The sequence below is a fragment of the Micromonospora sp. NPDC006766 genome, from assembly GCF_040636055.1.
In the GTDB taxonomy this organism is placed as follows: domain Bacteria; phylum Actinomycetota; class Actinomycetes; order Mycobacteriales; family Micromonosporaceae; genus Micromonospora.
Genome location: NZ_JBEYIX010000017.1, coordinates 1 through 11,972, shown reverse-complemented (window position 1 = coordinate 11,972; position 11,972 = coordinate 1). Strand labels below are relative to the sequence as shown.

Here is an 11,972-nt window from a genome sequence, read left to right as displayed (position 1 = left end):
CGCCCCGCGCATGGTTGGATCATCACATGCACGCACGACGAGGAGCCAAACTCGGCGTCCCACAGCGGGGGAACCCGCCCCGGTACGACGTCTCGTCCGAGCGGCCCTGGCGGCCCAACCCGACCCTGGAGCCGGAACAGGCCGCCAAGCTTTACCGGGCGATGGAGGCGATGGGAACCAGCGCCTCCGCCGTCATCAACGCACTTCTCGCCCGCATGCCCGTCGACGCCGTCGGCCGTCCCACCTGGGCCACCGCGACCGACGAGCAGGGCACCCTGCTCGACCTGTCGACCTCCAACGCTGCCTGACCAGCAGCGTTGAGGCTCCCCGCGAGAGGAGTACCACCCCTGACATGACGAACGCCCCGGCACGAGACCGGGGCGAACCAACGAGGTAAAGGCCGAGGGACCAGCTCGACCAACCTCTCCAATTGAAGACCAGCACTCAGCCCGAGATCCGTGTGGTTTGCCTGCCGCCGGTGGTCCCGAGCCGAGCTGCGCTATGCCTGTGGAGGCGTCGCTGCCATGACGGTAGCACCTGCCCCGCCGGCACGCATCAGCCTGTCCGAAATCGGCCCGGCGTGTCACCGCGTGCCCGCGGTCCAGACCCCTCTCCCCGGCCTCGCGCCGGCGGGAGCCGACCACCCGGCGATGCCCTCGGCATCACCGCCCCCGAGCATTCCTCCTAGCATGCTAGGAAGCCTGGCGGAGAGTGACCCGCGCCAAGTCGCGGAGCACACCTGGCGAGCGCTCACACCCCACCTCACCCGCAGCCCCTACATGCGACTGCGCCGCTACTCACGCACGCAGCGCCGTCACATCTATCCCCAGGACCGACGCCTTACCACGGAGCTGCCCGACCGGCCCGCCGCATTGAGGCTCTACAACGGGGGAGTGGCCTGGGTACTCGGCCTCGACTTCGACCCCAAAGGCCACCAGCACGACGCCGCCACCGTCGCAGCCCACGCCGCCGACGCCGCGCAGTTCTTCCGCCAGCTCGGCGGCCGGCCCATCAGCGACGTCGCCGCCAGCGGCGGCCGCCACGTCTGGATTCCCCTCGCCGTCCCTATCACCCTCGACCAGGCTCGACACCTCGCCCACGCCTGCCGCCGCCTTTGGCCCACACTCGACATCAGCTCCACCGTCAACCCCAATGAGGGCTGTCTCACCGCCCCCGGCAGCCGATGCAAGGACGGCGGCTTCCGTCAGCTGACCACACCTCTGCCCGAGGCGTACCAGGCCGTCACCACACGATCAGCCGCCGACCTCGTCACCCGCGCCCTGGCCCGCCTTACCGACCTCGTCCCCGACGACCAGCCCACCACCACGGCGTGCGTTCTGCAGCTCGGCGGCCGGCCCCGGCCGCTGAGCCCCCTGCACACCCAGATCGCCGAGCACGGCGTGTGGCCGGCCACCCACACCACCCACGACGGCCGGCCATGGACCCGCTCAGAGGCCTGCTACGCCGTCCTCTGCGCCGCCGCCACACGAGGCCACTCCTACGCCGACGTCCTCCACCACATCGACACTGGCCGCTGGTCCGGGCTCCTCACCCTTTACACCGGACGCTACGGCCCCCGCTGGCGTCGCCGCCTGGACGCCGAGTGGCGCAAGGCGCAGCAGGCCGCCAGCGCGTCCACACAAGCCCCACAAGCAACCCACAACACCGGGGGGGGAGGGGGGGCTGTCACCGACGGTGATTTCGTTCGGCGCTGGCTCGCGGTGGCGCTAGCGGTTCTCGACCAGCTCATCGCCAGCAAGCAGAGGCACAACGCACGCGCACTCCTGTGGAGCCTGGCCTGGCTAGGCTGGCGAACCGGCCGCCGTCACGTGGAAGCAGGGACCCGGTCCTACTCCCGAGCCTGCGCCGGCATCATCGACCACACCACCGCGGCGGCCATCCTGCGCGAGCTACGCGACCTCCCAGCAGAGCAGGCTGTGGTAAAGCGCGTCTCGACCGGGCGAGGGACGCACGGCGACCTCTACGAGCTGATCATCCCAACCGCGTACCGGCACCTGGCCGTCGACCCCGCAACATGGCCCGACCCCCGACCGATCCCTGGCGTTTTCGGGGTCCGAGACAGCGCCCGGCGATCCCGACCGCTGCTCGGCGCGACCGGCTGGCGTATCCACCAGGCCCTTGCCGCCGGGGCGAGCGGCACGGCCGCGCAGATCGCCGTGGCGGCCGGCGTCAGCCGCTCCGAAACCTACAACATGCTGCCCAAACTCGTCCGGCTCGGCCTCGCGCGCAACCTACCGGGAACCGCTAGCTCCGCTGCTCAGTGGGGGGAGGGGGAGGCGACCACCCGCGAGGCCGGGCAGGACGTCGATGCCACGGCGTACCTCGCCCGGCTGGATGCCCGGCACCGCCGAGAGCGGCGCCTCTGGCGAGAGGCGCTGGAGCGCTTCGCCGCACGCCGCCAGGCCGCAACACCGTCGCCCGACGAGCCCATCTGGTGGCCACCGGACTGGGACATTGCACCACCACCCGGACTAGCACCAGACCCAGACGCGCAGGCAGAAGAGACGGCGCTAGCGGTTCTCGCGACGACGTTCGACATCACCCTAGTCAAACGTTCTAACGTTTAAACGTTTCGGCGTTGTGGCGTCTAAACGTTTGCTACAATGGTTTTGTGAGTGAGGAAACGTTGCCTGCACCCGCCAGGACAAAGACATGCCGGTTTCCCGCGTGCGGTGGGGATGCCCAGGAGGACGGGTTCTGCCGCAACCCGGATCACGCTCCATGCCTGTTTCCGAACTGCGGAGATCCGGTCAAGCCGCGCGAGCCGGGCCAGTCGAAGTCGAGCAGCTACTGCGGCGAGGTGAAGACCGACAGCAGGGGGGAGCAGGTCCAGCACAACCGGAACACCGCCTACGCCGAGCGCAATCGGCTTGCCCGGCGGGGTGATGCCGCCGGCATCACGGGTGACCCCTCGCCTCGTCCGTTCAGCACCGCGACCGAACGGGCCGACATAGTGCGGGAGCAGATCACCAAGAGCTTGGCGGACCTGCAATCGCAGGTCTCACGAGCGATGGCCGAACTGTCCACGCTCGCCAATCCCAGCACAGCCGCCGAAGAGATCGTTGCGGTCCGCACCGAGGCGGCCGAACTCATCGCGGGCGCTGAGCGGCGAGCTGTCGACGCGGAACGGGCGGCCCGCAAGGCTGAGAACCTTCGTGAAGAGGCCGACGGGGTCGCCGCCGATCTCCAGGCGGAGCGGGACGCCGCGTTGCGTCAGGCCGAGGAGCACCGAGCGGCAGAGGAGGAAGCCACCGAGCGCGCGGCGCAGCAGGTAGCGGCGGCCGAGGAACAGCGGGCAGAGGCTCTGCGGCGGGCCGACGCCAGCGACCAGCGCGCAGACCGCGAGGAAGCAGCGCGCAAAGCCGCCGAGACCGAGCGGGACAACGCCATCGCCAACGCGGGCCAGTCCCAAGCCGCACGGGACGAGGCGCTGGAAGCGAAGCAGGTCGCCGAAGTTGCGCGCGAGCAGGCAGAGCGCACCGCAGAGGACGCCAATCGACGCGCCGAGTCCGCGGACTCCGGTAGGGCTGCTGCCGAAGACGCTCGCGACCAGGCGCTTGCGGCCCAGCGAGAAGCCGACACCGCCGCCGCCCGGGCCGCGGAGCGGGCCGAGCGCGCCCTGGCGGATTTGGCCGCCGCGGAGCGGGCCCGAGACGAGCGAGCTGCCGAGGCCACCCAGCTTCGCGACCAGGTCGATGTCCTGCGCCGTGACCTCGCCGCGATGACGGCGACCCGCGACGCCGCCGTCGAGGCACGGGACGCAGCCACGCAGCGGGCCAACGAGTTCGCCGGCCGCCTTACCACGATCGAGTCCCGCCTCGCGACCGCCGAAGCTGATCGAGTCGCCGCTGACCAAGCCCGTACCTCAGCTGAGCAGGAACGAGCCAGCGTGCGCGCCGCGTACGACCAGCTTTCCCAGCAGCACAACACCACGATGCAGCAGCTCGCCACAGCCGACGCCAACCTTGCTGCCGCCCAGGAACAGCTGACCGCCGAGCGCGCCCACGGCGAGCAGCGCGTCCGTGACCTACGCGACGTGTACGAACAACAGCTTGCCGAGCTGCGGGCCAATCCGCCCCAAGGCCGGCGCATACGAAAAAAGGCAGGCAGTACGGACAGCACGGAGTAGCGGCCCCAGGAACGAAACAAGGCGCTGCCCGCACGGGGGGACGGGCAGCGCCTGCCCGCCAACGATAACCCAAACCAGACGATCAGGCTTGCCGGCAAACACGCGACGCCACACAACGACAGGAGGACACGTGAAGCAGCCGGCACCGGTCAAACTCACGGTGCAACTCGACCGACAGACCCTGGCCCGGGTCCTGTTCATCGCCGACGTCATGGAGCTGCGACCCACCGTCCATCAAGTGCGCGCTGCGGTACGCGAGGTCCTCGCCGAGCACGGTGTCCGTGGCTGCCGACGCCGCTACGTGCTCGCCGATCGCGACGCGAGCCAACTCGACGAGATCGAGCCGCAGATGCGTCACCGGCACGTCCACACCGAGCGGATGCTGTGGTGCCTGGAACAGGTCGACCGCGCGTTCCGCCCCCGAGCCCGGCGCCAGCGCAAGGTCGAAGGGAAACCGTTGATCGAGGCCCTACAGGGAGAACCCTTGATCGACGTGATCAACGACGCCGACGCCTAGACGCGAGGCTGTTTCATGTCTGCTCGGGGGTGAACTAACCACGCGGAGAATGCGACAGGGTTTGCCTAGGATTGGGGGAGAGGGGTGATGCCGCCGGCATCACCCCTCTCCGAACACCACAGCCCCAGGCTCACCCCTTCACTGGCTGACTCACCCGAAAACTCGGCGGCCGTCTCACACACCAGTTCCTCGGACAACACCATCGATATCAACGCCAGCCGCCGTGCATCGGCTTCCACATCGACGTGCGCAACCTTCGCCGGCTGCGGCTCCAGTCCCGGATCAACTTCCTCGACAGGAACGCGACGATGCTCGCGCCGGCGTACGGCGACCAGGATCGCCGCAGCTTCCCCCGCAGCCGCCGCGCGGGCGTCACCCCAGCCAGCCTCAGACGCACGACGCTGCGCGGCGGCCGCCACCCGCGCATCCGGCGGCCCCAACACCTGCAAGCCGTCGCCGATCTCCACGCACCGCCGATACAACCGCTGCCCGACACCGACCACCCACCATGAGTTCCGCTTCGGCCGGCGCGGTGGATCCAGAACGATGTCCGGCACCGCCCGGTACAGGAGATACCACAGCGCGTGCAGATCCCGGTACACCGCGCTCCTGCGGGGCCAGGCGCGGACGCCATCGACCGTCTTCCAGACGGTCGCCAGGACGAGGCTCGAACAAATCAGCACCACCGACATCGTGACCAACGTCTGCGTCACAATCGGCTCGGGCCACGGAGGCGCCACCCCGCCCAGCTTCAGGGCCAGGAACAGGGCCTTGTGCGCAACGAACGCCGCACCGAACAGCGCGCCGGCGCTGAGCAGCCGCATGATGATCTTCAGTCGGGCGCCCGCGTACCGAGCGTAACCAAGCGACATCCGGAGAACGTCCACGACGGACACCCCGAGGTACAGCAGGAACGCGAGCATGTACGCAGAGATCTGCCACATGCTCCCGTAGCGCTCCGCGAAGTGCAGCGGCTCCGACTCAGGGATCGCGGCGGCCCAGAACATCGCGACCATCACGGCGAGCACGACGCCGAAGAACACCAGCCGGAGCCGCATCAAGCGCCGCGCCCGCTGCGGGTTCCCCAGGTGCAGGAAGAGGAACTGAATCGCCGTGGCCGCGAGCAGCGCCGACCCATGCTCGATGGGCTTGGCCAAGTTCGGCACACCCGACACTCTGTCGATCAGACTATGGACGGGAGCCCAGCCCGCGGTGACGGCTATCCCGCACCCCAGGCAGATCCCCACGCTCGCCAGAGTCTTCGGGTTCCCCGGATTACGGCGCAGCGCCCACAGCTTCACGACGAGCGCCACCGCGGCGACCAGCGCCGCCACAACATGACCAGCCGCGACCAGCACGTTACCCCCCGCCCCTAGTCCGCCAGCGTCGCCGCAATGCGGTGCATCACGGCTGCCGTCGCATCCCCCAAGTCGTCGAAGGCGCCGACCTGGTCGCCACCGACCAGCCGTGCGCCCAGGTAGGTCGCGAGCAACTCGGCTTCGTGCTCCTGCTGCTCACCAAACGTCGACGGCGAGCGGGCCAGCACCACCTCCGGCCCGACGTCATCAAACGCGGCCGCGACCCGGCCCACCGGGAGCACCGTCCCCCCGGTATGCCTCAATCCGATGTGCATCAGCTCGTGCAGGATCGTCTGAACCTGTAGCACCCGCGACGCGTCGCGGGTGTAGAGGACATAGTCAGCCTCGGGAGTCGCCACCAACAGCCCACACGGCCCCGACTGCACGATCGTCATGGCAACGAGCTGGACACGACGACCCCGAGCTGCCTCCAAGGCCGACACGAGCCCCTGCACCGTCAATGGCGCAGGCAGGTCGACATCGAGCTGACGCAGGAGCCGGTCTATCCGCCGCTTCATGTCCCACATCGTTTGCCATCACTCCCCCGTGGCGGACCTTCAACCCGAAGATGTCCCGGTTCGTGTCACCTGCCCCAGCATGTCCTGATCGGACGTTCAGTTGTCCCAGCCGTACGTCGAACCACAATAGTGGCGGGACGCAAGCAGGCAGCATAGCCAGGCAGATCCGGTCACGGGAGTCCTCCGAAGCGGTGTTCGTGGAAGTTTCACCTATGGCGTAGCGCCAGATCCGATGAAACCCGTCATATCGCCCTGGATGGATGGATAGATGGCCAGCCTCCCCGATGCGAGGAGGATCACCTGCCCCGCGCACGTCCTCTCTCGCATGCGGCCCCGACTCCGGCTCCCCCGCGAGCCACAGACCGACCACGGCACAATGCGACGCATGCGCGAAGTGATCGACAGCCAACCAGCCCGTCAACCGAGCCTCCGGGTTGCTCGCTCCCTCACCGAAGTTTTCGCGCCGGCGCTGCTGGCCGCAGCGATGCCCATCGTTATCGGAATCGCCAGCACATCGCCGATTCTCGTCGGCCTCGGATGGGCACTCGTCGGCGCACTGTTCTGCTCCGTCGTACCCAACGCCTTGATCTGGTGGGGCGTGCACCGAGGTCGGCTGACCGACCACCACATCCGGGTCCGTGAGCAGCGACGAACACCCCTGATCTACGGTCTGCTGTCCGTCCTCGTCGGCCTGGCCCTGATGATCGGCCTCGACGCTCCCCGACCAGTGATCGCGATGGTCGTGGTGATGTTTGCTCTCGGCCTGGCGGTCACCGCGGCGAACCTCGTCTGGAAACTCAGCATCCATGCGGCGGTGGCCGCCGGCTCCGCCGCAGTGCTCGTGATCCAATTCGGACCGGCGTTGTTCGCATCGGCGCCAGTGGTGGCACTCGTCGGCTGGTCACGAGTGCGTCTACGCGATCACACCCTGGGCCAAGTGATCGCCGGCACTGCCCTCGGCGTGCTCGTCGCGATCCCGTCGTTCCTTCTCGTGCGGTAACCCCAGGCCTCAGACCTACGCGTCCGCCCGACCCCGTCGACCCGGTTTCTTGCCCTCCGCCTCTAACGCAGCGACCTGCTCGACGATCAAGCGTAGGCTCGCCCGGGGCCTTCCCGCAGGCATCCGTCGCGCGAGCACGGTGATGGTCTCCAGGTCCGAGTCGACGTCCGCACCGACAGCGGTGTCACCAACCGGGTCGAAGAAGAAGTTCGGCTCCACCCGGAAGAAGTTGGCCAGCTTCTGGATAGCCGAACGCGTCGGGTTGTCCCTCTCCCCGCTGAGCAGGTAGTTGACGTAGCTAAGAGACAAGCCCGTTGCCTTGGCTACCTCGTCGGGCGAATACGGCTTGTCGGTGCCGGCTTTGAGATGCGTCTCGAACAGGTGCTGTAACCGGGCGGCGAACGACCCGTCGACCCTGCCAGCGTCGGCCATGACCACCCCTCCTGATCAAGCCCAGACTGCCACGATCGTGGCGAACAAGAACGTCGTGGCCACAATAGTTGCAGCACCTCCACGGCCGTGCTTGACTTGGCTACGCCCGACCACTGTTGTGGCAGTGACACCGTAGCTGACAACGATAGTGTTGCAACAGGCGCGCGCCCGACATCGGCATGTGTCGAAGCCGTAACAGTTTGTCGTGTGAGGACCGCCGATCGCGAGATGGGGGACGGAACGGGGGATGCGCAAGCCCGCCCAGAGCGCGCGTCACAGCACGCCAAGGCAACCGGCACGAGGGGGCACAGACAAGCCGGTACGGCCGCCGCGCATCAAGGGGGTCCCGTCACCCAACGCGGTTTGGCACCGGTGGCCCCGGGCGCGCCCGGGGCCACCATGAACCATTTCCAGCTCCGCACCGCAGCCACGACCACGGGGAGAAGAACGGGGATGCCAACCAGCACAGCAACACAGGCCCCGACCGCAGCCGGGCGCTACACCTACACCTGCCTCGACTGCCCTTACAATGCTGCCCCCGACCGATGGGACACCCTCGACGAAGCCGCCCTCGCCGCAACCCTCGCCGGTCCTGGCCACCAGGCCGGCTGCCCAGGACAAGCACGACTCCTGGCGATCAGCCTCAACCCGAAACCCCACACAGGCCACCCGGCCAACGCCATCACCCCCTACGATCCCGACGAGCTCATCGCCGTGCCCGCCTGGACACTACTCATCGCCCGGGGACTTGCTGCCACAGTGGCTCACCGCGCCAAACAACACCGCACCATCGACTTCGGGCAGCACGCCCATACCACCCTCCTCGCCGAGGCTGCACTCGCGTTCGACCCGCTCCCCGGCCGCCCCGCCCCAGAAACAGCCGACGAACTCGCCGAACTCCTCCGCCTGACTGCAGACGTCCTCACCTCCTCACTACAAACGCCCTGATCATCCGATGCCGGCGGCATCACTCCGGTCGAATGCTGCGCTGACCGGACGTCGGCCAGCGTCGACGCGGGCCGACGCGGTGGTGCCTCCGGTGTGGCGAGTCCGGCCCTTGACTGATGATCTTGCGAAAACTAGCGGTAAGGCTGGTCAGAGGCATGGGGGGCGCCTCTGCGGGGGTGGGGTCGTGGTGGGGTTTGAGCCAGCGATCGCCCAATCCGGGGCAGCGCTGGGGGCGTGCTCTCGCTTTCCGTCGGAGTCTCGGGTCTCCGGTGCGCGGTCGCTCACCGCGCGGTCGGGGGTGGGCATCGCCGTCAGACCTCTCCTTGGGTCTTGGTCACCTGAGCAATGAATCCGGCGACGTGCCCGGTGATGGTGGTCTTGGCAGAGCTGGAGTCGGATTTGCCGTTGGGGGTGAGAGGGGTCACCGGGTCGACCTGTCCGTCGCCGGTCGGTGCGCCCGTGCTGGTCCTGTCCGGCACCGCGTCATGGGGTGATGAGGTCGTCATGGCCTGAGCCTAATACGGCAGCCGCCCTTCGCGATCATGCCTGAAGCTCAGGGTTCGATCATGCTTGAAGCTCAAGGTTGAGGCGGCGTTGATGAGTCGGCGGACTTCGTTGACCGTGAGCTTGATCAGTCCGGTGTCGGCCGGGTCGTGGTGGGCTGCGTCGGCGGCGCAGATCGCCAGGACAGCGAGAGCGGCCAGGGCGAGGGTGGTGAACCGGTGCCAGGAGTCCCAGCGGCGGACCTGGTGCTGGTCCAGACCGACCTGACTCTTGGCGGCCTGGAAGCTCTCCTCAACGGTCCAACGGATGCCAGCGACCCGCACGAGCTGCGCGAGAGCAGTCGGCTTCGGGGTCCAGCAGCGGTAAAAGGCCAGTTCCCCGCTGGTGGTGTTGCGGCGGATCAGCAGGCTGTGGCCGCCGTCGTCGGAGTCGGCGTCGGTGCACACGTCGTCCAGCCACGCCCAGTCGTAGAAGCGTGGGCCCTTCGACCCGGCGCCAGCTGAGCGGCGCTGCCACGCCGATGCCGGCAGGTCGGCGGCGACCCGGTCGGCCCGAACCCGGGCCTTGCCACCGTCGAGCGGGATCAGGTGGCTGCAGGACACCGCGAGGACGTAGCCGAGCCGGTGTTCGCGTAGGTGAGCGCGGAACGCGGCGCTGTTGCCCGTACAGCCGCTAAATCTCCCTAGATAAAGCGTCACCAGCGGCGCCAGCCGCCTGGCGAAGGATGTCCCCTGTCGTCAGGACCCGCCGCCGCAACTCCTCACGCTTCCGAAGCGCAGCGGCACTCGGGCCCATCCCCATCGCCTGCCGCATCACCGCGGCGAACCCCTCGACACCCTCAGCCGCAGGCCCCTTGCCGTACCGATCCGCCCACGCCAGCAGCGCCCGCACCGCCGCGGCCGACTCCCAATAGGCCGCACGACGCACCTGCTCCCCCAACTCGTCAGGCAGCTCAAAGTACAACCGATCGGTCAAGCCAATCCCCGCCGCCAGATCGCTCTGCGGCGACCGACCCACAGGCCTACCCGGCATCCCCCGCTCCCCCACCGGAACCGGCTCATACTCCTTGTCCCACCCCCGAGCCGCAAGCGTTCGACGCACAAAGAACGTCAACAGGTGCCGTTGCGTCCCCAACAGCTCGCCCGCCATCCGCCTCTGCGCCCGTTCGCGTCGAAGCTGCGCCAAGGCCTCCCGCCGACCGGATCCACGCAACCACTGCACCCCGAGCTCACGACGCCGCTCCTGCCACCAATCCCGCTCAGCCTCGACCTCTCGCCCCACCCGGTCCTGAACAGCCCGCAGCATCTCCGCATCCACCGCCACTACGAACTGGACAGTCACGCGTCAACTCCCTAGACAATATGCGCCGCCTCGCTGGTCAGCATGGCGGCGAATCTCCCTAGATTATGCGCCACCGCCCCGCCAAGAGGTAGCCCTTAACCCCTGCTGGCCGAGCGCTTGGTGGGCGCGATCACCTACTGCCAGTTGGCCTATGGTCCGTGCAGCTCCTGGGAGTAAGCCAAGGACGCTGAGCTCTAGAAACAGTGGCTGGCGAGCGCCAGGCGACGGCAACCAGGCTGGCGGTGCCGCAAGCCTCTCGCCCACGGGCGCATCAAACCGCAGGGGCACGACCCAAACCCCGTTTCGGCGCTTGCGGCAGGGCCCCTCCGCTGGGTTCGTCCAACCAAGAGAGGCATTCATGCGCGGAACGATCCACAAGTCGAAGCCGTTACAGGCCGCACTGCTCAGCATGGCGGCCGCCGTCGCAACGCTCGGCGTCGCGGCGACGCCCGCTCAGGCCGCGTCCGCCAACTGCACCGCCCCCTACTGGTCCTCGGGCTGGTACCGAACCTGTACCACCGGCTCAGTTCCCGCACACCGCACCGGCCGCTTCATCGACGTGACCGTAGGCGCGTGCTACGGCACGGACTGGAAAGTGTGGGACATCAACACCGGAGTGACCGTAGCCAGCGGCCGGACCGCCGGCCGCCCAATCGCCCCCAAGCGGATCTACGGCCTCTACGGCACCTACAAGGCGAAGCTCATCGGCGCCTGCTGGAAAGACTGGATCAAGATCGATAACGAATGACCGTCCTGCTCGGGGCAACAATCCAGCAGAGCCGGTGCGGCGGCTCTGAATTCACCGGCCGCCGGCCGTCGTACCGAGACCGGTGTTCGTTGGGGCTGGTGTGGGTCGGTGGCCGTCTGGTCGGGGGCCGGTTAAAGGCGGTGTTGTCGTGGCGCCGTCGTGGTGTGGGCCGTTGCTCCCGCCGTCACCGGGCGGGGGCCCACCAGTGGGTCCCCTCGCCCTGCCAACTCCGCGTCCACCACGACCAGGACCAGGAGTACCGCGGCCGCGGGCCCGCCGGCGCCGGCCGGGTCGTGGGGTGATGCCGCCGGCATCGCCCGGGCCCGGTCCCGCCGGGCCCTCCCCCACCGGACATGGTTGGGCTATCGGCCCTGCGGGCCGATGGCCTCCAGCCGGGCCAGCGTGCCGCCGCTGGACCGCGGCCCCTCGCCGGGGAGGCAGGCTCCAGGATGGTCC

General features: G+C 68.5%; 13 protein-coding genes. 7 read left to right on the top strand and 6 right to left on the bottom strand.

What is annotated here, in order from left to right:
• Positions 1–26 precede the first annotated feature (26 nt).
• The 4 genes from ABZ671_RS16835 to ABZ671_RS16820 all read left to right on the top strand — a co-directional run bounded on the left by ABZ671_RS16835 (position 27) and on the right by ABZ671_RS16820 (position 4,667).
• Complete coding sequence (locus ABZ671_RS16835) at positions 27–308, top strand: hypothetical protein (protein ID WP_357858116.1); 282 nt, start codon at positions 27–29, stop codon at positions 306–308.
• 381 nt (positions 309–689) lie between these two features.
• On the top strand, positions 690–2,588 hold the full coding sequence (locus ABZ671_RS16830; protein WP_357858114.1) for a helix-turn-helix domain-containing protein: 1,899 nt from the start codon (positions 690–692) through the stop codon (positions 2,586–2,588).
• Between the two features lie 44 nt (positions 2,589–2,632).
• Positions 2,633–4,150, top strand: coding sequence for a hypothetical protein (locus ABZ671_RS16825; RefSeq protein ID WP_357858111.1), 1,518 nt, complete (start codon positions 2,633–2,635; stop codon positions 4,148–4,150).
• A gap of 130 nt (positions 4,151–4,280) precedes the next feature.
• Positions 4,281–4,667 (top strand): hypothetical protein, encoded by a 387-nt coding sequence (locus ABZ671_RS16820; RefSeq protein WP_357858109.1) that lies wholly within the window; start codon positions 4,281–4,283, stop codon positions 4,665–4,667.
• Positions 4,668–4,732: 65 nt separating this feature from the next.
• Here the strand turns inward: ABZ671_RS16820 and ABZ671_RS16815 are convergent, their stop codons facing one another.
• Positions 4,733–6,025 carry an MAB_1171c family putative transporter gene (locus tag ABZ671_RS16815; protein WP_357858106.1) on the bottom strand — a complete coding sequence of 431 codons (1,293 nt, stop codon included), beginning with the start codon at positions 6,023–6,025 and terminating at the stop codon, positions 4,733–4,735.
• A gap of 14 nt (positions 6,026–6,039) precedes the next feature.
• Entirely contained in the window at positions 6,040–6,543 is a 504-nt protein-coding gene (locus tag ABZ671_RS16810; protein ID WP_357858103.1) for a hypothetical protein, read from the bottom strand.
• A 385-nt stretch (positions 6,544–6,928) separates the two neighbouring features.
• Here ABZ671_RS16810 and ABZ671_RS16805 point away from each other — a divergent pair, with 385 nt between their 5' ends.
• Positions 6,929–7,543 carry a phosphoesterase PA-phosphatase gene (locus ABZ671_RS16805; protein ID WP_357858099.1) on the top strand — a complete coding sequence of 205 codons (615 nt, stop codon included), beginning with the start codon at positions 6,929–6,931 and terminating at the stop codon, positions 7,541–7,543.
• A 15-nt stretch (positions 7,544–7,558) separates the two neighbouring features.
• Here the strand turns inward: ABZ671_RS16805 and ABZ671_RS16800 are convergent, their stop codons facing one another.
• Positions 7,559–7,975 (bottom strand): helix-turn-helix domain-containing protein, encoded by a 417-nt coding sequence (locus ABZ671_RS16800; RefSeq protein ID WP_357858096.1) that lies wholly within the window; start codon positions 7,973–7,975, stop codon positions 7,559–7,561.
• A gap of 453 nt (positions 7,976–8,428) precedes the next feature.
• Between ABZ671_RS16800 and ABZ671_RS16795 the strand changes: the two genes are divergently transcribed.
• Positions 8,429–8,923: a hypothetical protein gene (locus ABZ671_RS16795; protein WP_357858093.1), complete on the top strand. Its 495-nt coding sequence runs from the start codon at positions 8,429–8,431 to the stop codon at positions 8,921–8,923.
• A 311-nt stretch (positions 8,924–9,234) separates the two neighbouring features.
• Here ABZ671_RS16795 and ABZ671_RS16790 read toward each other — a convergent pair whose 3' ends face one another.
• Genes ABZ671_RS16790 through ABZ671_RS16780 form a run of 3 tightly spaced genes read right to left on the bottom strand, consistent with a single transcriptional unit; the run spans position 9,235 to position 10,768 of the window.
• The gene (locus ABZ671_RS16790; RefSeq protein WP_357858091.1) at positions 9,235–9,429 is read right to left on the bottom strand and encodes a hypothetical protein; all 195 of its coding nucleotides are present in this window, start codon (positions 9,427–9,429) and stop codon (positions 9,235–9,237) included.
• 9 nt (positions 9,430–9,438) lie between these two features.
• Positions 9,439–10,125, bottom strand: a complete 687-nt coding sequence (locus ABZ671_RS16785; protein WP_357858088.1) for a hypothetical protein — start codon at positions 10,123–10,125, stop codon at positions 9,439–9,441.
• Positions 10,100–10,768, bottom strand: a complete 669-nt coding sequence (locus tag ABZ671_RS16780; protein ID WP_357858085.1) for a hypothetical protein — start codon at positions 10,766–10,768, stop codon at positions 10,100–10,102. The genes ABZ671_RS16785 and ABZ671_RS16780 overlap by 26 nt, the downstream gene beginning before the upstream one ends.
• A gap of 358 nt (positions 10,769–11,126) precedes the next feature.
• Here ABZ671_RS16780 and ABZ671_RS16775 point away from each other — a divergent pair, with 358 nt between their 5' ends.
• Positions 11,127–11,516 (top strand): hypothetical protein, encoded by a 390-nt coding sequence (locus ABZ671_RS16775; protein ID WP_357858082.1) that lies wholly within the window; start codon positions 11,127–11,129, stop codon positions 11,514–11,516.
• Positions 11,517–11,972 lie beyond the last annotated feature (456 nt).